We start from the raw sequence: 23,520 nt of genomic DNA, 5'->3' as shown, positions 1-23,520 counted from the left end.
GTTTTCTAAAGTCGGCTTTTCTGTATGCTTTCTCTCCAAGGAAGTTCCGTTGTGTATTAAAAGCAGGCAGAGCGCTGAAACAGGATCAGCATTCCGATACCGAAAGACAAGCTGACCTAGATCCTCGATTATCCGATTGACTTAGAAGTTGTTTTGGGAGATTCTCGATGAAGAAAGTTATTTTGACTAAACCTGGAAATGCTTCAAAAGAGATTTCTAAACAGCTGGAAAAGGCTGGTTTGCCAAAAGATGCGCTATTAGTTTGGCCTGCTTTTTCTTTTCGTAAGCCTGACGCTCCTGACACGAAAACTATTCTCAAAGAGGCAGACTTAGGAGCTGTCCTTGTCGTCGTTAGTCCGACGGCGGCTCAATTCCTGTATGACCAACTTCCAAATTTGCCTAAGGATTCTCAATTTGCGGCTGTTGGAGAGCCCACAGCTAAGAAAATCGAAGCACTTTATAAACCTATTAAACCCGTAATTTTTCCGTCTGGAAGCGTCGACGTGAGCGGCAGTGAAAGGCTGTTCGAAGTATTCGAGGCTATGGGTTTGCCTGAAAGGGTCGTGATAGTTCGGGGACAAACCGGCCGAGAATATCTCTACGAAGCTTTACAGAAAAGAGGAGTCTCAGTAAGTAAGGCGGTTATTTATGAACGGGTTCCTTTTCAACTTTCAGTCTCGGAAAAAGCAAAAGTTTCTCCATCGGATGCTCTTATTGTTTTGGTTACCAGTACGGATGCAGTCAATCATTTATGGGAAAACTTGGGACAAGAATTTGTGGACTCTTTAAAAAAGGCAGTCTATTTTACAATTCACCATCGGATTGCCGAACGCCTTAAGAGCCTGGGTGCTGAGAAAATCACGATTTATGATTCAGCTAAAGATAATATTGTTCAGCTTATTGCAGATACAGCTTCTTGAAAGATTCCAACTAAAAAATCCTGAGAAGAAGGCTCAGTCTCTAAAATAAACGGATATTCTTTTGGATAAGAAAAGATGAAAACTTCCATTGCATTGTTTCAAATGAACTCCGTCTTGGGAGACTTTGAAGGAAATAAAAACAAAATTCTTAGTTTTTGTCTATCGCATAAAGACTGCGATATCGTTGTAACCCCAGAGTTATCGTTATGCGGCTATCCTCCGGAAGATCTCATTTTCCATAAGAGCTTTCTCCTTTCTTGTTTTGAGACAGCTCAACAATTAGTGGAGAGCTCAAAAGAATTTCCGAATATTCATCTTTTAGTTGGTCTTCCGGTTCAGGAAGGAGAAAAAATCTTCAATGAAGCTTTCCTCATCAAGAACGGACAATTATTAGGCTGCTATAAAAAACGCAATTTACCTAACTACGGTGTTTTTGACGAAAGAAGATACTTTACCGCAGGAAAAAACAGCGAACCTCTCGTGTTTGATGTAAATGGAACCAGGTTCGGAGTCAATATCTGTGAAGATATTTGGCATGCGGAAGCTCCGGCGTTGGCAAAGAAAGGCGGAAGTGAAGTCCTTTTGATCCTCAATGCTTCTCCGTTTGAGAAATACAAAAGGGAGCAAAGAATTGAATGCGTAGAAAAGAATGTCTGCGCTCAAGGGATGGATGCCGTATATGTCAATGCATGCGGTGCCCAGGATGAAATTATCTTCGACGGTTTCTCCTTTACCCGTGCCAAAGACGGTAAGGGCAGAGAAATGTCCGGCTTTGAAGCGTCCTCTATGCTTGCGGAAGCCGAGCACGGAGGACTCTTAGAAACCTCCTCCTTTGAGATTTCTCAAGGAATCGCTGATCTGTATTCCGGCTTGGTCTTGAGCTTTAAATCTTATATAGAGAATAACTCCTTCAAGGGTGTTGTTTTAGGGCTGTCAGGAGGAATTGACTCGGCTTTGGTCCTGAAAATTGCGGTAGATGCGGTTGGTGCCGATAAGGTTGAAGCCGTAATGATGCCGTCCAAATTTACTTCGGATATGAGCAAGACGGATGCCGCTGAATTAGCTTCCCGCTTAGGAGTTAAGTACTCCGTTATTTCCGTCGAACCAATGTACTTGGCTTTTGAAAACGCTCTAAAAGAGGAGTTCAAGGGATACGGCAGAGACTTGACCGAAGAGAACCTTCAAGCTCGTATTAGAGCCGTTATTTTAATGGCCATCTCAAATAAAAAAGGTTTAATGCTTGCTTCAACGGGCAATAAGAGTGAAATGGCCGTAGGATACTCAACACTATATGGTGATTTGGCAGGCGGCTTCTCCGTGATTAAAGACGTCTACAAAACGGAGGTCTATGCCATTTGCCATTGGATCAATAAGGTTTCTCCGAACCCGGTATTTCCCGAGAACATTCTTACGAGAGCCCCTTCGGCTGAACTCAGAGAAAACCAAAAGGATCAAGATAGTCTTCCCGATTATCCGACATTAGATGCGGTTTTAAAGCTTTATCTGGAAGAGAAGAAGGCTCTTCAGGAGATCGTTCAGCAAGGATTTGAAGAAGAAACCGTTAAAAAGATTATTAGGATGGTGAAAAGAGCCGAATATAAGCGTCGTCAAGGCCCAATTGGTCCTAAAATGACAGGTATGGCTTTTGGGAGAGATTGGAGATATCCCATCACCAATAAATATGAAGAATAACTTTAGAAATCAAATAGGAGTCCACAGTGAAACAGGTAGTAGCCATTATTAAGCCTTTTAAACTTGATGAAGTACGTGAAAGCCTTGCAGAGATTGGCGTTCAAGGGATGACAGTATCGGAAGTTAAAGGTTTCGGAAGACAAAAAGGTCATACTGAGCTTTACCGCGGTGCAGAATACGTAGTTGATTTCCTTCCAAAAATGAAGATTGAGTGCGTAGTGGATGACGCTCTTGTGGATTTAGCTATTGACGCTATTATGAAGGCCGCCCGTACAAACAAGATTGGCGACGGCAAGATTTTTGTGATGCCGGTTGAAGAAGTTATCCGCATCAGAACAGGCGAAACAGGAAACGCCGCTATCTAAAAGAAAAAGTCCGCATCTCGCGGACTTTTCAATATCTTTCACGAATTAAGGTGCGGACAGCAAGACAAGCAGCGCACCTTCACCTCCGTCATGTTCAGGGGCTTGCACAAAAGCCAAAACCTCTTTTTTCTGAACGAGCCAGACGGGAACTTTCTCTTTCAAGACAGGTTTTCTTCCAACAGAACCGAAGCCTTTTCCATGAATGATCCGAACGGCTCGATGGCCGGCCTTTCTTTGCTCATTCAGAAATAAAACTAAAAGCTGTTTGGCCTCATCCGAGGTATAGCCATGAAGGTCAAGAGAACCTTTTATGGACCATTTGCCTTGGTGAAGAAGCTTCGGGACATTCGGAGCCACGCCTTTCTGGTAATAAGAAATCCGATCGTCGCTGGCTAAAAGATGTTCAATACCGATTTGATCTGACAAAGAGTCTTCAAGCACTGCCTGATTATCCTTGTGAGTCTGTAAAGGTAAAGGAGCAGGCTTCGGACGATTAATGTCTGCTAAGTTTTTAGCGTAAGTCTGTTTGGAAACACCTAACTTTGACATTTCCTTTTCAAAGAACACTTGCTGTGCATGGCGTTCTTTCTTACGTTTTTCTTCTTCGAGACGCAGCCGTTCTCTTTCTTCAGCCTGCTTCTTCAATTCGTCCTTCAGTGAAAGAAGGGACGATAGATCTTTACCTTTCATCGTTGTTTTATGCCTTTCCGTTAGATTCCAGGAAGTTTAAGGCATCAAGGGCAGCCATGCAGCCGGAAGCTGCGGAAGTAATAGCCTGTCTGTATGTCTGGTCTTGCACGTCGCCGGCAGCAAAGACGCCAGGAACGCTAGTGGCCTGAGAAGTCTTAGTAGCAGTGCCCTTAGTAACGATGTAGCCGTTTTGAAGTTCTAATTGGCCTTCGAACAAGTCAGTGTTTGGTTTATGACCGATGGCGATAAAGACACCCATAACCGGAATATCTTCAGTCTGGCCGGTCTGAACATTCTTGATGCGGACGGCAGTAACTCCTGTAGCATCGCCCAAAATTTCATCGAGAGTGCAGAACTCGTGGAGGACGATCTTGCCTTCAGCGGCTACTTTCTTCAATCTGTCGACCATGATCGGTTCGGCACGATACTTATCGCGGCGGTGGATCATGTGAACCTTGGAAGCGATACCGGACAAATAAATGGCTTCTTTAATAGCAGAGTCGCCGCCTCCGACAATAGCAACTTCCTGGTTTTTGTAGAAGAAGCCATCGCATGTTGCGCAAGCAGAAACGCCTTTGCCTTTGAAAGTTTCTTCGCTTGGAAGACCTAAGTATTTAGCGCTGGCGCCGGTTGCAATAATGAGGGCGTCGCAAGTGTAATCACCATTATTGCCGGATAAACGGATCGGAGTTTCGTTGAGGTGAGCAGTGTGAATTTCATCAAAAACAATCTTTGTTTCAAATCTTTCTGCTTGCTCAAGCATTCTTTGCATGAGGGCCGGTCCCATAACTCCTGCAGGATCTCCGGGCCAGTTATCAACTTCTGTGGTGGTCATTAATTGGCCACCCTGTTCCATACCTGTAATGAGAGTAGGTTTCAAATTGGCTCTGGCAGCGTAAATAGCAGCGGTATAACCGGCAGGACCTGAACCGAGAACTAATACTTTGGAGTGTTCAACAATGGTGGACATTGATTTGTTCCTTTAAGATGTAAACTTTATAGGAACGAGATTATAAGTACTGTCGATAGAAATAATAAATGGACAGACAGCAGGTAGCACGCAATGAGTAATTCGATAAGTCAGAGTTTCCCGCCTTCAGGCATTGAGGTTTTTCGCCGTAAAGGTAAAGACGAACCCTCAAATGTTTCGAAAATTTTCGGTTCCGTCCTGTTTATTCTGTCACTTGTAGGAACAGTTTTTCTTACGCTGTCTTTGGCCACCTTCAGCGGTATGGATCCGGGATTTTCCATGGCCAACAGTTTTTCTCGAATCAGCAACGTTTTCGGAGTAGTCGGCGCTTGGGTTGCAGATTTGTTGTATTTGCTATTCGGCTGGTCGGCTTGGCTGCTTGTTGCCGGGGCTCTTTTTACCTTGATTCGTTCCGGACAGATGTTTTTTAACGGCATTTATCCGTATAAGTATCCCAACGGCTTGCGAGTTATTGCTTTTTTTCTGCTTATCGTCGCGAGCAGCACTCTCTTTTTTTTAAGGCTTCATTCTTTTTCTTCTGATTTGCCGGGTACTTCAGGGGGTGCAATCGGAAGTGCCATCGGGACCGCTCTTTTAACTGCAGTGGGCCTTAATATCAGCACAATTATCGCAGCCGTTTTAGTCGTACTGAGTTTCGGAATCTTCTTCAATTTTTCTTGGATAGAGCTGATGGAAGGTATCGGAAAAGGATGCGAATCTGTCTTGATGCGGTTTAGAAAGACACAAGAGACAAAAGAGGACGAAGAGGAGGGGATTGCTCAGCGCAAACTCAGAGAGGAAAAACTCAGTCACAGCCGTGAGACCGCTCCGGCCGAGAAATTGGCACCTCGTAAAGTCCCTGTTCCTACAATTCCTAATAAGGTGGAACGCAGTTCTATTAGAGAGATTAAAAAAGACCCGATCATCATTACTCATCACTCCGTTACTGAACCAATTCCTCCTGAGCCCGAACAAACAAAACTCGAGTTTGAAGAGACTCCAAATACTGACGCGTTGCTGGCTGGTCAGGTTCCTCCCGAACAAGAACAAAAAGAAGACTTTGTTCTTCCGACTTCCAATTTGCTGGAAGTGCCGCCCTACGATCGCCCGCAAATCAGCGAGGAAGAAGTTACGTTTACCTCTGACAGAATTGAACATATCTTGGCTACTTACAAGATTAAAGCCAAAGTGTTATCTGCGATGCGAGGCCCTGTCATTACGCGCTTCAAGGTGCAGCCCGGTGTCGGCATCCAGTCAAGCCGTTTCGTTAAGGTCTCTAAGGACTTGGCTCGAGGATTGGGACAGCCGAGCATCCGTGTTATTGAGAACTTGCGTGAAGTCGACTGTCTGGGTTTGGAAGTTCCGAATCCACCCGGCGCCGTGCAGATGATTTATCTTAGTGAAATTATCGGCAGCAACACCTTTAAGCTTGGAAAATCAAACTTAACATTAGCCTTGGGTAAGAACGTACAAGGTGACCCGGTCACTATTGATCTGGGCAAAGCTCCACACTTGCTTGTTGCCGGTACTACAGGTTCCGGTAAATCCGTCGGCATCAATGCCATGATTCTGTCGATGCTGTTTAAGAATACGCCGGATGAGCTGAAACTGATTTTGATCGATCCGAAAGAAGTTGAATTTGCGCCGTACGAAAAGATTCCGCATCTTCTTACACCGGTTATTACTGACATGATCCAGGCTGCCCACGCTCTGGACTGGGCCGTCCGTGAGATGGACAAGCGTTACAAGCTTATGAAGGCAGTGGGCGTAAGAAATTTTGCAAGCTTTAATGAAAAGATTGATCAGGCAAAAGAGGACGGTACATTTATTCCCAATCCGTTCAGCCTGACACCTGAGCAGCCTGAGCCTCTGAAGAAACTGCACTACATCGTCATTATCATCGATGAGTTGGCTGACTTGTTGATGACTAACGGCAAGCAGGTTGAAGGTTCTATTATGCGTTTGACCCAGAAGGCCAGGGCTGCGGGCATGCATTTGATTTTGGCTACTCAAAGACCGAGTACTGACATTGTTACGCCGATTATTAAAACGAACTGTCCGTCGCGCATTAGCTTCCAGGTTTCTAACCGCTATGACTCTATGACAATTCTCGGCGAACCGGGTGCCGAGGAACTGTTAGGCCGCGGCGATATGTTCTACATGAATCCAAGTACGCCGCTTCAGAGAGTGCACGGTGCGAATGTAACAGATAAAGAAATCGATGCTGTAACAAGCTTCATCAAAGCTCAGAGAGAACCTGAATATACCGACGGCGTGACAGATGCTCCGGAAGAAGAAGGAATGCCTGAGGATGAAATTGCGGCAAGACCGCCCGGAGGCGAAGGGGATCCTTTCTACGATCAGGCCGTGCAGATTGTCCTAGAGGACGGCAAAGCCTCGATTTCTTATCTTCAGAGAAAGCTGGGTGTCGGCTATAACCGCGCGGCTAAGCTTATCGAAGCGATGGAAGAAGCCGGTATCGTATCCAAACCTACAAGTACCGGAAAACGTTCGATTCTCAGAGGCCGAGAGTAGTTTTTATAAGATGCTCTGAAGGCTTGAGAAGAAAAAGTTGAAATGAATCTTGGCAGCCGTCTTTGCTGGAGACGGCTTTCTCACGGAAGGCAGAGAGCTTTGGGCTCTCTGTTTACCATTAAGTCCGTCGATTTTTTTGAGTGCGCTCGATTACTGAATACGTAAAGAAGGAATCGACGGCTCTCATGGAGTTCAAGCGAACTTTGTGCCGGTTCCTTGTTAATGCTCATTGGAATTCGAACAAGCTTTTTCTATGGATCTCCCAAATCCAACCGAATTCCGGAAAAACCGGCTTACCTAGGACATCATTGTTTTCGTCGATCCAGTGAGCTCCGTTAAAGCGAATTTTTTCCAGGCAAGATTGGATATCGAGGACTTCCTGAGGGCGCAGAGAAGCGTTTTCGTTTAATTCAGAAATACAGATTGGCAATGTTTCACCAACTGCAAAACCGATATTTAAAGGCTCGATCCAGAGAATAGATTGTTTTTCCGTTTGCTGAAAACTTCCAAGCGGTCTGTTGTCTTTGCCGATTTCACCAAGCATTTTCAGCAAATTTAAGCTTGGATGCGGCAAGAAGAACAGCAAATCGGCACAAGTTTGCAGAGATAAAGAATCAGAAGGAGTGCAGAGTTTGGCACCGTTTTCTTCCAAAATAGTCTGACTCAAACCGAATGTGGTATTGAAATCGAACGGAACGGACTCTGCAGAATCTTCAAAAAGGTAGCAGGACCGAACAGTCAAATTCTGAACCGGCCGGAGCAAAATTTTTTGAAAGTCTAAAAGAGCTTCCCGACGGGCATCTCCATTTTTATCCATACAAATGGTATTGATGGTCCTCAGAACGCTATCGAAAGCTTTTTTCTCCTGGGGTTCTCCAATTTTTTGCCAAATCTTCTGAAACATTCAAAACCTCTTTATTCTCAGCAAGTATAAATGTCATTCCAAGAACTCGACAAATCAGCAGGCGTCAGTGTTGCAGACTGGTGAACAATACGAAACCGGTTGTAACTATTTTGCGTACTCTATAATTTCCCTCACTTTTTAAAGAATGTGTAAATGAGGGAAATAATGCCTATTCGTCACGCAACTATCAATGATGTTCCGGAACTTGCCAGGATTGAAGGCGCATCCTACCCCGCAGCCGAAGCAGCTTCAGAGGAAAGAATCCGTTCCAGAGTCGCCGTGTATCCGGATTATTTTTGGCTGATGGAAGAGGATGGTTCAACTAAAGGTTTTATATGCGGCTTAGTTTCTGATCAGGAAATATTAGTGGACGATATGTTTGCGGATACTTCTTTTCATAATCCGGACGGCAAATGGCTTTTATTGTTCAGCGTGGTCACAGATCCTGCTTTCCGTCATCAAAAGATTGCTTCTAGAATTATGGAAAAAGTTTTAGAGGATACGAAGAAGAGGGGAAAGACCGGCGTTATTTTGACATGTAAGGACAAACTCAGAGACTTTTATTCTCGTTTTGACTTTGTTGATGAAGGCGTTTCAGTTTCTACCCACGGCGGAGACAAGTGGTATCAGATGCGTTTGGTATTTTCCAGATAGTTACCTTTGACTTTCATGCTCACTTTCCTATATGGCAGTGAGCTTAATTTTTTGACGTTTCTCCACTAGTGTCTTTTTTATCTTTTGTCGGGTCTGAGTTTGCCTTATCTTTATCTGCCTTATCGTCTTTGTGCTTGTCGTCAGTCTTTTGGTTAGAGTCAGACTGAGATGGGGTGGACTCAAGCTGTTTGACATAAGCCTCACCGGAGACATCGGTTGTGACTTTTTGGAACGTACCGACGATATTGGTTACGTAGACGGTGAACATCGGGATCATCAGCATTCCGAAGACTGCTTCAAAAACCGAGAGAATTTTTCCAATAGGGGTTACAGCCTGAATATTGGAACCGACGGTGACTGCTTCCATCGTTGCCCACCAAAGAGCGTCGCTAAAGTTTTTGACAAGAGGGTTAATATTTACTTCACAAACATAAAACACAAGACTTCCCAGATATACGCAAGTCACGAGAATTACTAAGTAAGTGACGAAGATTGTTGATGTTCTGCTGAAAGTAAACCATCCAACAACGATTACTAAGGCATAAACGCTGCGGATAAGAGGAATAAATCTAAAAACATAAGATAATTCGCTTGGGATCTGCCAGTTAAAGCATGAGAAGACGGTCAGATACGGAATACATACCAAGAAAAGTAAGATGTATCGAAAAAGATAGCGGCCCTTATGTTTAGTTAGAAAGAACTCAATACTCAAGTCAATGAGGAAAAAAATACAAACCCAAAACTGAATTTCCATATAGATTGGGCTTGCATAGAAGGGGTCGTTGAACTCAAAGGTATCGTAAGAGATGGAGCCAATGAGAATCAGAGACAAAATTAGGATGAAGATCCTCAGGACACCCTGAAAGTTCAATCTTTTTTCTTCAAATTTAGTCCAATTAATTGCCATATCCTCGAAGCCTAGAGTCCCTTGAGCACTAACTATGGACAGAATAACAAAGGGAAAAAAAAGCGGGTCTCTGATGTGACTTAAACGGGAAGTTGTGTTTTTGCAACAAAAAATATAAAAATGGCCAAATAAGTTGCAATTTTAATTTTACGTTGATAGAATTCTCGAATCGTTGCCCGGGTGGTGAAATGGTAGACACAAGGGATTCAAAATCCCTCGCCCAACAAGCGTGAGAGTTCGAGTCTCTCCCCGGGCACCAAACCTTTACGCATATCTCACACAAGCCTGTAAATCAAGCCCTTCCAAGAAAAAATTAGGCATCATTCTGCATAATCCTGCGCAAAAAGCAGTAGAAAAGCAGTAGAAAAGCAGTAGAAAAGCAGTAGAAAAGCAGTAGGAATAGCAGTACTAAAAATAATTTTTAGAGAGAGTTTTATCCTGAACTTTACTAAGTTTGATCTATCTCCCAAAATCTTTTAGCCGGATCGCTCAACCCCCTTATCCAGAGCCGGCTTTAGCCGTTTTTTTTTGAAGATATGTCTTTGTTTCTATAGATAAATTTCTATATCTAATGTAACTCACCCTATGCTTTTTCAAACCCTTTTAAATGAACTTCTTCCATGATTAGTTCAGAAAACCCAAAAATCTTCTTAAGTTCTCAGGTATAAAAAAATGGGGTGGCTGCGTTTTAAAACGCATAAGCAGCGAAACAGTGGGAAGAATTCTTGATGAAAATACGGGGTAACCTTTCCTCGATATTTTGGAATAACGCGTACAGAGCCAGTTTTTTGCGGATAACTGGCCCATCAGTACGACGTCTGCGGACTAAGCATAACAAGACCGCGATAGCCAAAACGGTATCAATTTTTAAATAACCGTTCCAAACTATCACAAGCTGCGGCATAATCTCCCACGAGGATAAAAGTGTAGTCACCATCTCGATACCTCATTAGTTAGACGCAGGCTCGGATCCTACCCGGGCTTTTGTCGTTTCTGATCCTTTTCAGGGAAAAAACACTTTCCGGTACTTTGAGGACTCGGGCTATAAAGCCGAAGTCGGTACCGAAATAAGAGCTATCCCGATAGAAGCAGCCCACGGGGCGCGACGCGGCGGCAGCCATATATTTTTTCTCGCTTTATGCTTCTCAGAAGCAGACCAAGCAAACATGGAAGTACAACAAAAGAAAACTCAAAGTCAGAAATGTTTCTTAATGGACTATCCGTACGCTCTAGCTTCAGCTGTTACAGGCGTGGGCGTCTCAGAGTAGAGGAATATGTCTTGAGATGTTTGGATGAGGCTCTGTCATGACGGACCTCCGGAAGCAAATTGAAAAAGAAATGAAAAAAAGATTCCGGAATTCAGAAAAGGAAAAAGATAACGATAAACAGTCCGGTGATCCAAAATGCAAGCTGGGCGAGAACTGAAACCAGACCGACAAAAGTCGATAGGAAAGGATGGTTTACCTTGAATTCTTCGTCAAACTTACGCGCGCCCTCATCCATTCTTTGCTGTTCTTCTGGTGTCGGGACAATTGGACAGAACATTAGCGCCCTCCTTTTCCTTCATTTTAACAAACACATAGTCACAGGTAAATGAAAAAAGGGTTACAAATACGAGGTAACCTTCACGATCGGGGCGGAGGCAGGGAGCAAATTTGCCAATAGTTTTAAAAAAAGCGTTTAGCAATATCCGCATGGCATTAGGTGATATACAGGCGCTCTCTCAAGGGGCGGCAAAAAATGAAAATTTACTTAGCCTTTAGCTGTCTAAATCGTCTCCCAAACAAAATTTTGAGTGTCCCTTAACATAAGAATACTCCGGAATGCTTAACTTGATTAAATCCGGAACAGTTATTGTCGCTCCTATTTTTGCCTACTGGCTAGGTTTAGCTAATGGGGAAAATTCCGAGGAAGTTAAACATTTCAATCTTGAAATATCAGCACTCAATGCCATGATTCAGGAATTTAAAACCAAGCTGGCAAGCGACTTTGTTGCTCTGGCTCAGCTTCGCGATGATGCGTCTGCTCGCCGGAGTAAACTTGACCGGATGCGCTGTCAGCTCTCAAAGCTTGAACGAAAGACCAAAAGCGATGCCGATCGAGAGCGTGATCGACGTCTCGCGTTTGGAGTCAGATGTCAAGATGCTCCCGAAAGAGCTACAAGGGCCGTTAAATTCTGCCGACAGAATCACAAATAAATAGCAAAAAAGACGGACAAAGTTTAAAGTTAATCGGTTGATCGGTCGAAAAAGATCATCTTGCATAAAGTCAAAAGAAAATCCCATACAATTGCGTTGCCGATCAGGAGGAAAAGAAACAAGATATCCTAATCTATTCCCCATGTTTCTTCGGGCTTATTAAATTTTTTAGTCCCATATGGTATTAGGAAAAATAGAAAGACCCCAGCTGTTGCACATCGCAGAGAGGTGTCCGGGGTACTATTGGCACAATCCTAACAAATTATGGGTTAGTTTCTAAGAAGAGTTATCACTACTTTAGACTTATTTCTGCTATTAAATTCTGTGCAGAAAACCACAAGTAATTAATACGCCAGTATTGATTAAATATGGTTATATGCGTAACCTGCCTTGAATTATAGAGGTGAGTTAGAAATTGCCTAGTGATGAGTGTGGAGTGTTTTTGGTGCCGGAGAGGGGACTTGAACCTCCGACCTTCGCATTACGAATGCGCTGCTCTACCAACTGAGCTACACCGGCGCCAAAGAAGAATAATTATATCGTAGGAATTTTTCCATTGGCAAATAAAAAATACGAAGGAAATCTTCTTTATTTTTAATCTGTATGAAGAACTGACCAAAAGTGTAAATCCACGTCGCAAAAAGCTCACTCTTTTCCATTTGCCGATACAGGCTTCTAAAAAAACTTAAAAAATTGTAATTCTTAAGAAGGAAGTTTTTCTAACTATTATCATTGTGAAACGATGTCCAATCTGTAGTTAATTATGTGTGCGCCTCTTTTAAAAAATCTCTCCAATGAACATGAAATGGAACTGCTTGGGCAAGATCTAGCCAGAGGTTTAGACAGCCTGACAGATCTGATTAAAGAAAAAGGTCTGACCATACGATTAAACGGAGATCTAGGAGCAGGGAAGACTACCTTGACTCGAGCTATTTTGCGGGGCCTGGGTTATCAAAGAAGAGTGAAAAGTCCTACATTTTCTTTATTGGAAATTTATAAACTTGAGGCGTTTACTCTTAATCATTTTGATTTCTATAGATTCGAGACACCAGAAGAATTTGAAGATGCCGGATTCCGTGAAAACTATGGTCCCGGACAAGTAACAATATCAGAATGGACTTCTAAAGCAGAACCTTTCGTTCCGGAAGCAGATGTTGAAATCGACATCACCCAGGGAGCAGACGAGCAGACCAGAGAGGTCAAAATTTCTGCATGTAGTGAAGTTGGTCAAAACCTTCTAGCAAAAATTAAATAATGAGTGGAATAAGTCGAAGAACACTAGTAAATGAGGTCGGCGGTCTGATTTTGTTTTCTTTTTTGCCTATTTCCATGGCAAAGGCAGCTCAGCTCGTTGACCTTCGAATTTGGCCATCTCCTGAATACACGCGTATTACGCTTGAACATGATGTACCAATCCCTTTTAAGTACACCATGGTTCGCAACGGTTCATCAGTGAAAATGGTCGTCCTTATTGAAGGACTGACTCTGACGACTAAGCTGAAAAACTTAGTGAGCAAGCAGCAGCCGAATGATCCCTATATTTCCGGGATTACAGCCTCTCAGTACAGTTCGAAGACAGTCCAGTTGGTTATTAATTTCAAGCAGGATGTTGATCCGCAGGTGTTCTCTTTGAAACCTTTTGGAGAATACAAGTACCGACTCGTTTTTGACCTTTACCCGGCAGTCGAAAAGGATCCGATTATGGCGCTTATCCGTAAGGAGGAAAGCGAACCGGATGCCATCGGAAGAATCCTTGCTCAGGTTGCCGAAGGGCAGCAGAGAATGGAAGAAAACCGCGCGGAAGCAGAGCAGGATTCTATCGGTGATTTAATTGCCGGTATTACTTCAGGCAATATCGTGCCCATGAAACCCGGCGATCTGGGTTACACGGAACAGCCGTCTAAGGAAAAGCCGAAATCTTCGAAGGCTCCTGTAACTAAACAGCCCAAGAAAGAACAACCCAAGACAACTCAACGCAGAGGCAGAGAGAGAGTTCTAGTCGTAATGGTCGATCCGGGCCACGGCGGTGAGGATCCTGGCGCAGTTGGAAAGCGTTACCGTACGAAAGAAAAAGAAGTGGTTTTGTCTATTTCCCGCATCCTAGTGGCTGAATTAAACAAAGTTCAAGGCTTCAAAGCTATGCTTACCCGAGATCGCGACTACTTCGTGCCGTTGAACAGAAGAGTTCAAAAAGCTAGAGCAGCCAAAGCAGATTTCTTTGTTTCCGTTCATGCGGACGCTTGGGTGAAGCCCACTGCAAGGGGATCCTCCATTTTTGCTTTAGACACCCGCGGACGTGTTTCAACTCAAAATAAATGGCTTGCCCGCAACCAGAACAACGCTGACCTTATCGGAGGCGTCAATGTCACACGTCACGATAAGCAGATTGCAAAGATTTTGTTGGATATGTCTTTCACCGCACAGGTATCTGACAGTTTGGCCTACGGTAAAAAAATCCTGACTGAAATTGCCAAGATTAATACTCTGCATAAGTCCCGTGTTGAGCAGGCTAATTTTGCCGTGCTGAAGGCTCCTGATATTCCTTCGGTCCTGGTGGAAACCGCCTTCATTTCTAATCCGCAGGAAGAGCAGAAGCTCAGAACACGCGCTTTCCAGAGGAAGGTTGCTTGCGCTATCGGAAACGGAATTTTGAAAGGTTTCGGACGTTCGGGAACTTTGTCTTAAGCTAAGGATGTTTTAGTTTACAATCAAACGATCATTTTCTTTTAGAGTTGGAGATAAGTATGGCTCTCGTCTCGTTGCGCCAATTGTTAGATCACGCAGCTGAAAATAATTACGGTATTCCTGCATTCAATGTCAACAATCTTGAGCAGGTTCAAGCAATTATGCAGGCCGCCAGCGAAGTCAATGCTCCTGTTATCATGCAGGCTTCTGCAGGTGCCAGAAAGTATGCCGGAGAAAGATTCCTTGAACACCTTATCAAGGCCGCAATTGAAACTTATCCGGAAATCCCTGTCTGTATGCATCAAGATCACGGCCAAAGTCCTAAGGTCTGCGAAGGTGCTATTAATCTCGGTTTCTCTTCCGTCATGATGGACGGTTCTTTGATGAGCGACGGCAAGACCATTTCGACTTTTGACTATAACGTCGATGTCACTAAGACTGTTGTTGACATGGCTCATAAGGTCGGTGTTTCCGTGGAAGGCGAGCTTGGCTGCTTAGGTTCTTTGGAAACTATGAAAGGCGACAAAGAAGACGGTCACGGAACAGACGCTACAATGACTAAAGACCAGCTCTTGACTGATCCGGACCAAGCAGCTGAATTCGTTGAACAGACTCAGGTTGACGCTTTGGCCATCGCTATCGGTACAAGCCACGGCGCCTACAAGTTCACCCGTAAGCCGACAGGAGATATTCTCTCCATTCAACGCGTCAAAGAAATTCACGCCAGAATCCCGAATACTCACTTAGTGATGCATGGTTCTTCTTCCGTTCCTCAAGAATATCTTGAAGAAATCAGAAAGTACGGCGGTCAGTTTAAGACAACATACGGCGTTCCGGTCGAAGAAATTGTTGAAGCTATCAAGTACGGTGTCCGCAAGGTCAACATCGACACGGATATTCGCTTAGCAATGACAGCTGCTATCCGTAAGTACTTCGTAGAAAATCCGGAAGCATTTGACCCGCGCGCTTATTTGAAAGTTGCTAAGCAGGCATCCGTAGATATGTGCAAGTCCCGCTATCTTGCTTTCGGCTGCGAAGGTCAGGCTTCCAAGATTAAACCGTTGCCGTTGCCGGAAATGGCAAAGCTTTATTCTGAAGGCGTGTTAAAACAGAAAGTTAATTTCTAATAAATGGATAATCAGCCTAAAAACGCATCTGATTTAAAAGGTAAGTCGGGCATTACCCGACTTATCAATGCAACCAAGTACTCCAAACAAGGCTTAGTCGCAGGTTGGAAAAGTGAAGAAGCTTTGAGACAGGAAATCATTTTGGCCTGTGTGATGGTTCCAACCGCAGCCATTCTGCCGATTGATTATTTGGAGAAGATCTTTCTGATTGCCTCCGTGTTTATTGTCCTTATTACGGAAGTTTTAAATTCAGCAATTGAAGCCGTGGTTGACAGATTTGGTACTGAAATTCATCCGCTCTCCGGCAAAGCCAAAGATTTAGGAAGTTTGGCCGTCCTGTTGGCACTTATTCTTTGTGCGATTGTCTGGGTTAGCATATTAGTACACAACTTTTTGTGATTCTTCCTTAGGAAGAACAGTCGAGAGGAGCTTTCGGGCTCCTCTTGTTGTTTCGCGAGGTCGGATTTTTAACGAATCAAAAAATAAACGGCAGCCTCGGCTGCCGTTGATACCTCTATTGAAAATTAAATTTCTTTTGCTAATACATCAGCGATACCGATGTATGTATGAGGAGTCAGTTTCTGAAGGTTCTGCTTCGCATCTTCAGGGATATCGAGCTTGGCGATGAATTCATGCAACGATTCCGGCGTAATGCCTTTGCCTCTGGTCAAAGCTTTGAGCTGTTCGTATGGATGAGGAACTCCATAGCGTCTCATCACTGTTTGAATAGCTTCAGCTAAAACTTCCCAAGAGTTATCCAAGTCAGCGGAGACGGCCTGCTCATTAAGCTGAAGCTTGCCCATGCCTCTTGTTAGAGCAGTGTAGCCGACAACGCAATAACCGAAGGCAACACCCATGTTTCTGAGGACTGTGGAGTCAGTTAAGTCTCTCTGCCAACGAGAGATCGGTAATTTCTGAGCTAAGAAAGTCAAGAATGCATTAGCCATACCGAGGTTGCCTTCGGAATTTTCGAAGTCAATCGGATTGACCTTATGCGGCATTGTGGAGGAGCCGACTTCGCCTTCTTTCAACTGCTGTTTGAAGTAGTTCAAGGAGATATAGCCCCAGATGTCTCTGTCTAAGTCGATCAAAATAGTGTTTGCGCAGACGATGGCATCGAACAATTGAGCCATGTAGTCATGAGGTTCAATCTGAATGGTGTACTTGTTGTATTCAAGATTGAGCTTGTTGGTGATGACGTCTTGAGCAAAAGCTGGCCAATCTTTGTCCGGATAGGCGATGTAATGAGCATTGAAGTTGCCGACGGCGCCGTTCATCTTGGCCAGCAAGTGAACTTTTTCAATGCTGTTGATGGCTCTTTCCAGTCTGAAGGCAACGTTGGCCATTTCTTTGCCGACGGTTGTCGGGCTGGCGTGCTGTCCGTGAGTTCTGGACAACATAGAGACGGAAGCCCAGTCGTGAGCAAATGTCTTTAATTTGTCTGTAATTGCCTGAAGATAAGAGCAGATGACTTGACGGCCGGAAGACAGCATCAAGGCGTGCGATGTGTTATTGATATCTTCAGAAGTGCATCCGAAATGAACGAATTCGCTGGCGGCAGCCAGTTCTGCGTTCTTTTCCATTTTGCCCTTGATCCAATACTCTACGGCTTTAACGTCGTGGTTAGTAGTTGCTTCGATTTTCTTGATATCTTCACAGTCGCTCAAAGAGAAATTAGAAACAAGGCTTCTTAAGTATTCTTTGTTCTCTGCTGAGAGTTCTTTTAATTCGGGGAGTTTGAATTCGGATAAGGCAATAATCCATTCAATTTCAACAGTAACGCGGGCGCGCATTAAAGCGAATTCAGAAAAGATATCACGAAGAACTTCAGTTTGCTTAGCGTAGCGGCCGTCAAGAGGAGACAAGGCCATCAAAGAGGAAATTTCCATGTTGTTTTCCAGAAAACATTAAAAGATGTCATATTCTAGAAAAAAACAAGCCAGTCGGCAGAAGACTGGCTTGGCAACAAAAAGATTTAGAGGAGAATTGGATTGTTCGGCAAAGGATCATTTACCGGTTTATTCGGGAAATGCGCTGATAGAACTTTTGCCAGTTCGGTTATGGCTTCGCAAATTCCTTTTGCAAATAATTTTTGCTGGAACATCTCGCTCATTTTATGAACGATGACATCGAGCTGCTGTTGCGTAAATAAGCGCGCCGCAGCTCTATCTAAAACCAATTCAATCGCGTGGTCGGAGAGATTTAAGTAAATCAATACTCCATTGTTGTCTTCCGTATCCCAAACTCGATACTGAGCAAAGAGTTGTTCGGCTCGAGTGTGAGCGACGGAGTTGGATTTCAAGATATCTAACGGAAGGCTTCTTTCAATAATGACCTCAAACTCTGCGGAGGTCGTGGTTTCTGCTTTTTCAATGCATTGCGTAATCTCTCCCAAAGCTTCTTCCGGGAAAGAATATTTCACCGGAATCGGAGAAAGGGCCCAATGTTTAAGGGTACGTAGAATTGTCATTACCAACCTCCGCTAGCGCCGCCGCCGGCTGAATCTCCGCCGCCTCCGGAAGACGGACCGCCTCCGAAACCGCCTCCGCCGAATCCTCCGTCACCGAAGCCGCCGCCAAATCCGCCTCCGAATCCTCCGAACCCGCCGGAATTTCTAAATCTGCGGTTGGTTCTATTATTCATTCTGGCAGTTCGTCGTGCACCCGCTTCCAGAACAGAAGTTGGGATGAGCAGACTAGCAACCATCACGATCACACCGATTATGATGCCGGCGACAATGGACTGCATGACAAAGGTTCCAAAAGCTCCTACGAGGACACCTGCTACCGGAGCGGATTTTCTGCCGAGGAGCTGACGCATCATCATCGTAGCTACAAACCCGATGAATATTATGGCTACCCAGGGCTGATCCCAAAGAGGATCGCCTTCCATTTCAAAAACGGACTGCGAGCCGGGATTTTTAGCTGTAGGAGGAGGAAGATCTTCGCCTTCAATCTTTTTAAAGATGAGATCAAGACCTTTATTGATGCCTTCATAGTAGTTGTTGGCTGCAAATGCAGGCAGCACAGCTTCCTGCAGGATTCTGTAGGCAGTGACATCCGGGATTGCCCCTTCAAGAGCCCTCATGACGTCAATTCTGACTCTATGGTCATTGAGAGCAACAACAAACAGCAGGCCGTCGCCCACACCTTTTCTGCCCGGTTTCCATTCAGCTCCCACTCGATGAGCGTAGTCCTCAATAGGTTCTCCGTTCGTAGAAGGAACCACAATGACACAAATCTGGCTCCCGACTTTCTTCTCAAAGTCTTGAAGCTTGGTTTCTAAAGCCTGTTTCTGCTGTTCTGTAAATAGATCCGCGGTATCCGTGACGTAATCAAACTTCGGCACCGGCAATAGGTTTGCCTGTGCCAAAGAGCCGAACAGCAGCGTTAGTCCCAGGAAAAGACCTAGGAACCAACGGCTGAAGTTATTTTTGAGTACTTGTTCCAAAATCGACCACCGGAGGAGTTGTTACAGCTGCTTCATCAGCTACCTTGTACTGCGGTTTCTGCTTATAACCTAAGATTTTTACCCAAATCAGCTGCGGGAACTGGCGGATCCAAGTGTTGTAAGTCTGAACCGTCTTAATGTAGTTGTTGCGGGCAATAGCAATACGGTTTTCACAGCCTTCCAATTGGACTCTCAATTCCTGGAATGCTTTGTTGGACTGAAGGGTCGGGTAGCGTTCAACAGTAACGAGTAATCGAGAAAGAGCATTGCCGATTTCGCCTTGAGCCTGTGTGAACTTTTGGAAAGCTTCCGGATTATTCAGCAGTTCAGGTGTTGCTTGAATGGAGGTCGCTTTTGCTCTGGCGTTAATTACTTGAGTCAAAGTAGATTTTTCGAAATCTGCTTCACCTTTAACGGAGTTCACGACATTAGGAATCAGATCAGTTCTTCTCTGATATTGGTTGATAACTTCACTCCATGCTGCATTTACCGATTCATCCATGGACTGCAGTTCGTTATATCCGCAGCCGGACAAAAGAGAGCAAGAGAGCACCAAGCTGGCGAATAAAAGTATTAGTCGTTTCATAGCTAAGACTCTAAGAAGGTTTATTTACAAATTCTAGTTAATAGGCCGAGAAGAAATCAGCAGGATTAGCCCGTTTTGCTCCTTCCGGCACTTGTGTTGAGGTACCGATCATAATCCAGCAGGCAACTTTTTCATCCTTTTTACAAAGAGCTTTGACAACGTCCGGATACTCCGTGCTCGAACCGCTGACAACTTTTAATCCGAATCCTTTGTTTTCAAGAACATCCATAAATTGCATTAGGAATGCACCGGCGGTCATCCATTGTTCGTAGACCGGGACTCGTGAATTGTTTTCTTCAATTTTGACGATCATTGCCAGAAGAGCAGGGGCTTTTACAGCTTTTGAGCGGGCTTTTAATGCTTCTTCCTGCGTTGCCCCGCTTTGGATAGCTCCGGCTTCAAAAAAGTCAGCCAGCTTTTCTCTATCATTGATTAGTACCATCCGGCATTGGTTATCCCGTAAATGGTTCGGAGCTGCTATTGCTGCGCTAATTGCTTCTGAATAATCCTTTTCTGACGGGACCGGATCGGTCAGATATTTTGCTCCGATGGAATGACGTTGAGCTAATTTTTGCCACAGCGGTGTTGCTTCTGCCATGCCTTTTCTCCTTATATACTGAAGCTTTAAGCATAATGCCTGCGAAGGGCTTGGTAAGAAATGGGCCCAAAGTCGGGCAATAACATTGAACTAATAAAAGATGAGTATGAGTGAGATTATTGACATTTCTCAAGCGGTTGACGAGAACACGCCGGCCTATTACGGAGATACGCCGTTAACTTTGCAATGGATCTGCAATGACGAAGTTAAAACTTCAGAAATCAAAGTCACTCCGCACGTTGGAACTCATGTCGATTCTCCGATGCATTTTTCTTGCTCACAAAACGGTATCGGAAAGGTTCCTTTATCGACCTTTGTCGGTGACTGTATCGTGGCGGCTTCTGAATTCGCGCTGAACGCAAAGTCCTTGGAGGCATGGGCAGTGTTTCAGAAATACAAAGCTTGCGGAAGGATTCTTTTCAAGTTTGAAGACAAGGAACAAGGAATTGCAGAGGAAGTCGTTGAGCTTTTGGTTGAAGAAAAATTTGTTTTGATCGGTACCAGCACTCCGTCTATTGATGACGAAAAAAGCCATGACTTTCCTAATCATCGATTTGCATTAAGTCACGGCCTTTGCGCTTTGGAAAACCTGGTACTTGATAAGGTCGAACCGGGAGTTTACTTTCTGAGTGCTGCTCCGATTAAATGGCTCAAGGCCGAAGCGTCTCCGGTTCGTGCTTACCTTATAAAAAAAATAGCTAAAAACTAGATTTCCAAATTCTCTGCTGAAACGGGTTTGCCCCAGAGCAGAGAGATAATCTGCTGAGTTTTAGGAGTCAAACTCGTAATCAAAAATCTTTCCGTTCCTTGTTTTCCGAGTTCCAAGCTGCCTTGTTTTTCCAGTTGGTGTAAGACTTGCTTAGCCACGGCCGGGCTGGGGTCGTAGACCGTCACATTCGGTCCCAAAGCCTTGGAGATTTGTTTTTTTAGAAACGGATAGTGAGTGCATCCCAGAACCGTAAAGTCAGCGTTGGCCTCTTTGATAGGCTTTGTGTACTTCTCGATTAATTCAATGGTTTCAGGAGCGTCCCAAGCGCCGTTTTCGACGCAATTCATCAACCCGGAACATTTCATGGAGACTACTTTGACTTTATTGTCCGGGTTGTAGGTATTTAATAATTTTTGATAACGTTTGCTGGAAATTGTTCGCGTTGTTGCCATGACCCCAACCGCTCCGGTCTTAGTGTTCAGAACGGCAGGCTTTAAAGCCGGTTCTACGCCAATTACGGGAATAGACACTTTTGTTCTGAGGATATCTATAGCGGCAGCTGTTGCGGTATTGCAGGCCACGACGATGGCTTTGGCATTATGTTTGAGGAAAAAGTCCGAAATCTTGAGAACCCTTTCAATTACAAAGGCTTCGGTTTTATCTCCGTAAGGGGCATTTCCGCAATCTCCAACATAGAGGATATTCTCGGAAGGCAGAATTGTGCGAACTTCTCGGGCAATTGAGAGACCTCCCAACCCGGAGTCAAAAATACCAATTATTCCTTTTTGCACGCAAGTTTCCTCTCTTGAATATATCTGGGCAGCCAAGAGCTGATAATGACACTGGCTACCACTAGGACGCCGCCGAAGGCTGCCATCAGTCCGATTTTCTCTCCGACGAGCCAACCGATAATCCCGGCAAACACAGGTTCTAACGTATAAATGAGGACGGCCTTTGTCGGGGAGACTGTCTTTTGAGCCCAGTTGATAACGATTTGATTGAAAGCAATCATTCCGGCCAGAATGGCTATGCAGACAATCAAAGTCGGATTCCAATTGACATAAATGTCTTCAAACGCAATGGTATAAGCTGTGCTCCAGGCTGCTACCACGGTCAGCTGAGTTAAACAAAAGGCTTTTGGATTGCATTGAGTTGCGAATTTTCCGATAACAATAATTTCTAAAGCGCAAGCCAAAGCCGAGGCAATCGTCAGCCATTCGCCGAAACTCCCGGAAAAAGAAAGTTTCGTTGGGTCAAGAATCAGCAGCATCCCCCCGAAAGCAACGGCGATACCAAGGCCAACCGTTAATTCAGGAACTTTTCTGAACAGAATTAACTGCAGCAAAGGGACAAAAGGCACATACAGAGCGGTTAGAAAGGCCGAGATAGAGCTCGGAATTGTTTGAAGGCCGACCGTCTGAAGAAAATATCCGAAGAAGATGCAGGTGCCGGCCCAGAGTCCGCCCATCCAGTCTACCCGGGTAATGTTTTTTAATTCTTTGCCCATGATGAGAGCCGTGAGCAAAGCTCCTAAGATAAATCTAGACGTGACTAAAAGCCCCGGAGAAATGCTTTCCAGGGCTGTAGCAATAAGAATGAAGGAGCTGCCCCAAAGAAAGCAGACGGAGACGAGCCCCCATTCCGGCGAAATATGTTTAAGACTTTTTCCTATTTCCATTTACGTTTCTCTTGGGACTTATAGATTTTTTTGAATAAGAAAAACTTGTTTTTTTGTGATGAGAGGAAGCTTCGAAAGATTCGTTTTCCTGCAGATAACGCCATTTACCGACGGGCAGTTTTCCAAGATTGATGCCGCCGATTCGGACTCGCTTTAATTGAAGAACTTTCAAGCCTACGGCTTCGCACATCTTACGAATCTGGCGGTTTCTGCCTTCGCGCAGGACAAATCGAAGCTGATTGTCATTAATCCATTCGACTTTGGCACGAAGAAGTTTTTTACCGTCAATTTCAAGTCCGAAGTTCAAGAGCTGAAGCTTTTCTTCCGGGAAGTCAGCATTAGAAGTGCCGTCCGCCGGAGTGACCCGCACAATGTATTCTTTGTCTACATTGCTTTCTTCGCCGATGAGCTTTTTAGCAACTCTGCCGTCCTGCGTGAGAACGAGAAGTCCTGTGGAATTGATATCCAAACGTCCTGCGGGTACTAAACCTTTTCTTTGGAAAGGTTTAAAGACTTTTTTTACCGGATCTTCCGACCAATGATTTTCATCAGTAATCAAGACCTTCGCCGGCTCATAGCCGTCTTCTGCTTGTCCGCTGACATAACCGAGCGGTTTATTAAGCAGGATAGTGACTTTTTCGGCCTGTTCGGTTTTTGCCGCATTATTGATAGTTATTTTTTGATCAGGACGTATTTTGGTGCCGAGCTCAGTGATTTTGACGCCGTCGACGCTTACCCAGCCTTTTTCAATCCAAGAATCTGCTTCACGGCGTGAGCAAATGCCGAGTTCTCCCATTCTCTTAGAGAGACGAACCATGCCGGCGCCGGGGGAATTCTCTTGTTCAGACATAA

25 protein-coding genes and 2 tRNA genes are annotated in these 23,520 nt (G+C 44.5%); 12 read left to right on the top strand and 15 right to left on the bottom strand.

Annotated features, from left to right (window positions below; all coding sequences use genetic code 11):
* The first annotated feature begins 167 nt into the window (after window positions 1–167).
* The 3 genes from ACYQ4O_RS01585 to ACYQ4O_RS01575 all read left to right on the top strand — a co-directional run bounded on the left by ACYQ4O_RS01585 (window position 168) and on the right by ACYQ4O_RS01575 (window position 2,977).
* Window positions 168–920, top strand: a complete 753-nt coding sequence (locus ACYQ4O_RS01585; protein ID WP_308512784.1) for a uroporphyrinogen-III synthase — start codon at window positions 168–170, stop codon at window positions 918–920.
* Window positions 921–995: 75 nt separating this feature from the next.
* Window positions 996–2,612 carry an NAD+ synthase gene (locus ACYQ4O_RS01580; protein WP_460174531.1) on the top strand — a complete coding sequence of 539 codons (1,617 nt, stop codon included), beginning with the start codon at window positions 996–998 and terminating at the stop codon, window positions 2,610–2,612.
* 26 nt (window positions 2,613–2,638) lie between these two features.
* On the top strand, window positions 2,639–2,977 hold the full coding sequence (locus tag ACYQ4O_RS01575; RefSeq protein ID WP_066590876.1) for a P-II family nitrogen regulator: 339 nt from the start codon (window positions 2,639–2,641) through the stop codon (window positions 2,975–2,977).
* A 45-nt stretch (window positions 2,978–3,022) separates the two neighbouring features.
* On the opposite strand, the gene ACYQ4O_RS01570 is transcribed toward ACYQ4O_RS01575, so the two are convergent.
* Together ACYQ4O_RS01570 and trxB are read right to left on the bottom strand one after the other, a co-directional pair.
* Window positions 3,023–3,667, bottom strand: a complete 645-nt coding sequence (locus ACYQ4O_RS01570; protein WP_308512786.1) for a Smr/MutS family protein — start codon at window positions 3,665–3,667, stop codon at window positions 3,023–3,025.
* A 7-nt stretch (window positions 3,668–3,674) separates the two neighbouring features.
* Window positions 3,675–4,637, bottom strand: coding sequence for a thioredoxin-disulfide reductase (gene trxB, locus ACYQ4O_RS01565; RefSeq protein ID WP_308512787.1), 963 nt, complete (start codon window positions 4,635–4,637; stop codon window positions 3,675–3,677).
* A 93-nt stretch (window positions 4,638–4,730) separates the two neighbouring features.
* Here trxB and ACYQ4O_RS01560 point away from each other — a divergent pair, with 93 nt between their 5' ends.
* On the top strand, window positions 4,731–7,172 hold the full coding sequence (locus tag ACYQ4O_RS01560) for a DNA translocase FtsK (protein ID WP_308512788.1): 2,442 nt from the start codon (window positions 4,731–4,733) through the stop codon (window positions 7,170–7,172).
* 226 nt (window positions 7,173–7,398) lie between these two features.
* Here ACYQ4O_RS01560 and ACYQ4O_RS01555 read toward each other — a convergent pair whose 3' ends face one another.
* The gene (locus ACYQ4O_RS01555; protein ID WP_308512789.1) at window positions 7,399–8,076 is read right to left on the bottom strand and encodes a DUF6710 family protein; all 678 of its coding nucleotides are present in this window, start codon (window positions 8,074–8,076) and stop codon (window positions 7,399–7,401) included.
* Window positions 8,077–8,241: 165 nt separating this feature from the next.
* On the opposite strand from ACYQ4O_RS01555, the gene ACYQ4O_RS01550 reads away from it, so the two are divergent.
* The gene (locus ACYQ4O_RS01550; RefSeq protein ID WP_460174530.1) at window positions 8,242–8,730 is read left to right on the top strand and encodes a GNAT family N-acetyltransferase; all 489 of its coding nucleotides are present in this window, start codon (window positions 8,242–8,244) and stop codon (window positions 8,728–8,730) included.
* Between the two features lie 43 nt (window positions 8,731–8,773).
* Here the strand turns inward: ACYQ4O_RS01550 and ACYQ4O_RS01545 are convergent, their stop codons facing one another.
* Complete coding sequence (locus ACYQ4O_RS01545) at window positions 8,774–9,637, bottom strand: ion channel (protein ID WP_308512791.1); 864 nt, start codon at window positions 9,635–9,637, stop codon at window positions 8,774–8,776.
* A 174-nt stretch (window positions 9,638–9,811) separates the two neighbouring features.
* Here ACYQ4O_RS01545 and ACYQ4O_RS01540 point away from each other — a divergent pair.
* A tRNA-Leu gene (locus ACYQ4O_RS01540) sits at window positions 9,812–9,896 on the top strand.
* A gap of 429 nt (window positions 9,897–10,325) precedes the next feature.
* Here ACYQ4O_RS01540 and ACYQ4O_RS01535 read toward each other — a convergent pair.
* Both ACYQ4O_RS01535 and ACYQ4O_RS01530 read right to left on the bottom strand, forming a co-directional pair.
* Window positions 10,326–10,574 (bottom strand): hypothetical protein, encoded by a 249-nt coding sequence (locus tag ACYQ4O_RS01535; RefSeq protein ID WP_460174529.1) that lies wholly within the window; start codon window positions 10,572–10,574, stop codon window positions 10,326–10,328.
* A gap of 422 nt (window positions 10,575–10,996) precedes the next feature.
* The gene (locus tag ACYQ4O_RS01530) at window positions 10,997–11,182 is read right to left on the bottom strand and encodes a hypothetical protein (protein WP_460174528.1); all 186 of its coding nucleotides are present in this window, start codon (window positions 11,180–11,182) and stop codon (window positions 10,997–10,999) included.
* Between the two features lie 278 nt (window positions 11,183–11,460).
* Between ACYQ4O_RS01530 and ACYQ4O_RS01525 the strand changes: the two genes are divergently transcribed.
* Complete coding sequence (locus ACYQ4O_RS01525) at window positions 11,461–11,835, top strand: hypothetical protein (protein ID WP_460174527.1); 375 nt, start codon at window positions 11,461–11,463, stop codon at window positions 11,833–11,835.
* Between the two features lie 443 nt (window positions 11,836–12,278).
* Here ACYQ4O_RS01525 and ACYQ4O_RS01520 read toward each other — a convergent pair.
* Window positions 12,279–12,354: transfer RNA gene (locus tag ACYQ4O_RS01520), tRNA-Thr, on the bottom strand.
* A 244-nt stretch (window positions 12,355–12,598) separates the two neighbouring features.
* Here ACYQ4O_RS01520 and tsaE point away from each other — a divergent pair.
* The 4 genes from tsaE (at window position 12,599) to ACYQ4O_RS01500 (ending at window position 16,046) form a co-directional block, all read left to right on the top strand.
* A complete protein-coding gene (tsaE, locus tag ACYQ4O_RS01515; RefSeq protein WP_460174526.1) occupies window positions 12,599–13,090 on the top strand; it encodes a tRNA (adenosine(37)-N6)-threonylcarbamoyltransferase complex ATPase subunit type 1 TsaE in 492 nt (163 codons plus the stop codon).
* A gap of 74 nt (window positions 13,091–13,164) precedes the next feature.
* Entirely contained in the window at window positions 13,165–14,520 is a 1,356-nt protein-coding gene (locus ACYQ4O_RS01510) for an N-acetylmuramoyl-L-alanine amidase (RefSeq protein WP_460174525.1), read from the top strand.
* Between the two features lie 59 nt (window positions 14,521–14,579).
* Window positions 14,580–15,647: a class II fructose-bisphosphate aldolase gene (fba, locus tag ACYQ4O_RS01505; RefSeq protein ID WP_282195894.1), complete on the top strand. Its 1,068-nt coding sequence runs from the start codon at window positions 14,580–14,582 to the stop codon at window positions 15,645–15,647.
* Between the two features lie 3 nt (window positions 15,648–15,650).
* The gene (locus tag ACYQ4O_RS01500; protein WP_460174524.1) at window positions 15,651–16,046 is read left to right on the top strand and encodes a diacylglycerol kinase; all 396 of its coding nucleotides are present in this window, start codon (window positions 15,651–15,653) and stop codon (window positions 16,044–16,046) included.
* Between the two features lie 125 nt (window positions 16,047–16,171).
* Here the strand turns inward: ACYQ4O_RS01500 and purB are convergent, their stop codons facing one another.
* The 5 genes from purB to ACYQ4O_RS01475 all read right to left on the bottom strand — a co-directional run bounded on the left by purB (window position 16,172) and on the right by ACYQ4O_RS01475 (window position 20,281).
* Window positions 16,172–17,536: an adenylosuccinate lyase gene (gene purB / locus ACYQ4O_RS01495; protein WP_460174523.1), complete on the bottom strand. Its 1,365-nt coding sequence runs from the start codon at window positions 17,534–17,536 to the stop codon at window positions 16,172–16,174.
* A gap of 86 nt (window positions 17,537–17,622) precedes the next feature.
* On the bottom strand, window positions 17,623–18,117 hold the full coding sequence (locus tag ACYQ4O_RS01490; RefSeq protein ID WP_460174522.1) for a TPM domain-containing protein: 495 nt from the start codon (window positions 18,115–18,117) through the stop codon (window positions 17,623–17,625).
* Window positions 18,117–19,097 carry a TPM domain-containing protein gene (locus ACYQ4O_RS01485; RefSeq protein ID WP_308512803.1) on the bottom strand — a complete coding sequence of 327 codons (981 nt, stop codon included), beginning with the start codon at window positions 19,095–19,097 and terminating at the stop codon, window positions 18,117–18,119. The genes ACYQ4O_RS01490 and ACYQ4O_RS01485 overlap by 1 nt, the downstream gene beginning before the upstream one ends.
* Window positions 19,075–19,683: a LemA family protein gene (locus tag ACYQ4O_RS01480; RefSeq protein ID WP_308512804.1), complete on the bottom strand. Its 609-nt coding sequence runs from the start codon at window positions 19,681–19,683 to the stop codon at window positions 19,075–19,077. The genes ACYQ4O_RS01485 and ACYQ4O_RS01480 overlap by 23 nt, the downstream gene beginning before the upstream one ends.
* A gap of 37 nt (window positions 19,684–19,720) precedes the next feature.
* The gene (locus ACYQ4O_RS01475; RefSeq protein WP_308512805.1) at window positions 19,721–20,281 is read right to left on the bottom strand and encodes a nitroreductase family protein; all 561 of its coding nucleotides are present in this window, start codon (window positions 20,279–20,281) and stop codon (window positions 19,721–19,723) included.
* Window positions 20,282–20,387: 106 nt separating this feature from the next.
* Between ACYQ4O_RS01475 and ACYQ4O_RS01470 the strand changes: the two genes are divergently transcribed.
* The gene (locus tag ACYQ4O_RS01470) at window positions 20,388–20,990 is read left to right on the top strand and encodes a cyclase family protein (RefSeq protein WP_460174521.1); all 603 of its coding nucleotides are present in this window, start codon (window positions 20,388–20,390) and stop codon (window positions 20,988–20,990) included.
* Here the strand turns inward: ACYQ4O_RS01470 and murI are convergent.
* Genes murI through ACYQ4O_RS01455 form a run of 3 tightly spaced genes read right to left on the bottom strand, consistent with a single transcriptional unit; the run spans window position 20,987 to window position 23,518 of the window.
* Window positions 20,987–21,781: a glutamate racemase gene (gene murI / locus ACYQ4O_RS01465; protein ID WP_460174520.1), complete on the bottom strand. Its 795-nt coding sequence runs from the start codon at window positions 21,779–21,781 to the stop codon at window positions 20,987–20,989. The genes ACYQ4O_RS01470 and murI overlap by 4 nt on opposite strands.
* Complete coding sequence (locus tag ACYQ4O_RS01460; protein ID WP_308512808.1) at window positions 21,766–22,668, bottom strand: DMT family transporter; 903 nt, start codon at window positions 22,666–22,668, stop codon at window positions 21,766–21,768. The genes murI and ACYQ4O_RS01460 overlap by 16 nt, the downstream gene beginning before the upstream one ends.
* Window positions 22,646–23,518 carry a pseudouridine synthase gene (locus tag ACYQ4O_RS01455; RefSeq protein ID WP_460174519.1) on the bottom strand — a complete coding sequence of 291 codons (873 nt, stop codon included), beginning with the start codon at window positions 23,516–23,518 and terminating at the stop codon, window positions 22,646–22,648. The genes ACYQ4O_RS01460 and ACYQ4O_RS01455 overlap by 23 nt, the downstream gene beginning before the upstream one ends.
* Window positions 23,519–23,520 lie beyond the last annotated feature (2 nt).

This window comes from Turicimonas sp. TL08 (assembly GCF_054660695.1).
This window is presented reverse-complemented; position numbering and strand designations above follow the sequence as displayed.

Excerpts from the sequence above, each read along its gene's own strand:
- ACYQ4O_RS01550 (WP_460174530.1), top strand. The coding sequence starts at position 8,242 with ATGCCTATTCGTCACGCAACTATCAATGATGTTCCGGAACTTGCCAGG.
- tsaE (WP_460174526.1), top strand. The coding sequence starts at position 12,599 with ATGTGTGCGCCTCTTTTAAAAAATCTCTCCAATGAACATGAAATGGAA.
- ACYQ4O_RS01535 (WP_460174529.1), bottom strand. The coding sequence starts at position 10,574 with ATGGTGACTACACTTTTATCCTCGTGGGAGATTATGCCGCAGCTTGTG.
- ACYQ4O_RS01585 (WP_308512784.1), top strand. The coding sequence starts at position 168 with ATGAAGAAAGTTATTTTGACTAAACCTGGAAATGCTTCAAAAGAGATT.
- ACYQ4O_RS01580 (WP_460174531.1), top strand. The coding sequence starts at position 996 with ATGAAAACTTCCATTGCATTGTTTCAAATGAACTCCGTCTTGGGAGAC.
- ACYQ4O_RS01545 (WP_308512791.1), bottom strand. The coding sequence starts at position 9,637 with ATGGCAATTAATTGGACTAAATTTGAAGAAAAAAGATTGAACTTTCAG.
- ACYQ4O_RS01525 (WP_460174527.1), top strand. The coding sequence starts at position 11,461 with ATGCTTAACTTGATTAAATCCGGAACAGTTATTGTCGCTCCTATTTTT.
- ACYQ4O_RS01475 (WP_308512805.1), bottom strand. The coding sequence starts at position 20,281 with ATGGCAGAAGCAACACCGCTGTGGCAAAAATTAGCTCAACGTCATTCC.
- ACYQ4O_RS01490 (WP_460174522.1), bottom strand. The coding sequence starts at position 18,117 with ATGACAATTCTACGTACCCTTAAACATTGGGCCCTTTCTCCGATTCCG.
- purB (WP_460174523.1), bottom strand. The coding sequence starts at position 17,536 with ATGGAAATTTCCTCTTTGATGGCCTTGTCTCCTCTTGACGGCCGCTAC.
- ACYQ4O_RS01460 (WP_308512808.1), bottom strand. The coding sequence starts at position 22,668 with ATGGAAATAGGAAAAAGTCTTAAACATATTTCGCCGGAATGGGGGCTC.
- trxB (WP_308512787.1), bottom strand. The coding sequence starts at position 4,637 with ATGTCCACCATTGTTGAACACTCCAAAGTATTAGTTCTCGGTTCAGGT.
- ACYQ4O_RS01455 (WP_460174519.1), bottom strand. The coding sequence starts at position 23,518 with ATGTCTGAACAAGAGAATTCCCCCGGCGCCGGCATGGTTCGTCTCTCT.
- ACYQ4O_RS01555 (WP_308512789.1), bottom strand. The coding sequence starts at position 8,076 with ATGTTTCAGAAGATTTGGCAAAAAATTGGAGAACCCCAGGAGAAAAAA.
- ACYQ4O_RS01570 (WP_308512786.1), bottom strand. The coding sequence starts at position 3,667 with ATGAAAGGTAAAGATCTATCGTCCCTTCTTTCACTGAAGGACGAATTG.
- ACYQ4O_RS01500 (WP_460174524.1), top strand. The coding sequence starts at position 15,651 with ATGGATAATCAGCCTAAAAACGCATCTGATTTAAAAGGTAAGTCGGGC.
- ACYQ4O_RS01470 (WP_460174521.1), top strand. The coding sequence starts at position 20,388 with ATGAGTGAGATTATTGACATTTCTCAAGCGGTTGACGAGAACACGCCG.
- ACYQ4O_RS01530 (WP_460174528.1), bottom strand. The coding sequence starts at position 11,182 with ATGTTCTGTCCAATTGTCCCGACACCAGAAGAACAGCAAAGAATGGAT.
- ACYQ4O_RS01480 (WP_308512804.1), bottom strand. The coding sequence starts at position 19,683 with ATGAAACGACTAATACTTTTATTCGCCAGCTTGGTGCTCTCTTGCTCT.
- fba (WP_282195894.1), top strand. The coding sequence starts at position 14,580 with ATGGCTCTCGTCTCGTTGCGCCAATTGTTAGATCACGCAGCTGAAAAT.
- ACYQ4O_RS01560 (WP_308512788.1), top strand. The coding sequence starts at position 4,731 with ATGAGTAATTCGATAAGTCAGAGTTTCCCGCCTTCAGGCATTGAGGTT.
- ACYQ4O_RS01510 (WP_460174525.1), top strand. The coding sequence starts at position 13,165 with ATGGCAAAGGCAGCTCAGCTCGTTGACCTTCGAATTTGGCCATCTCCT.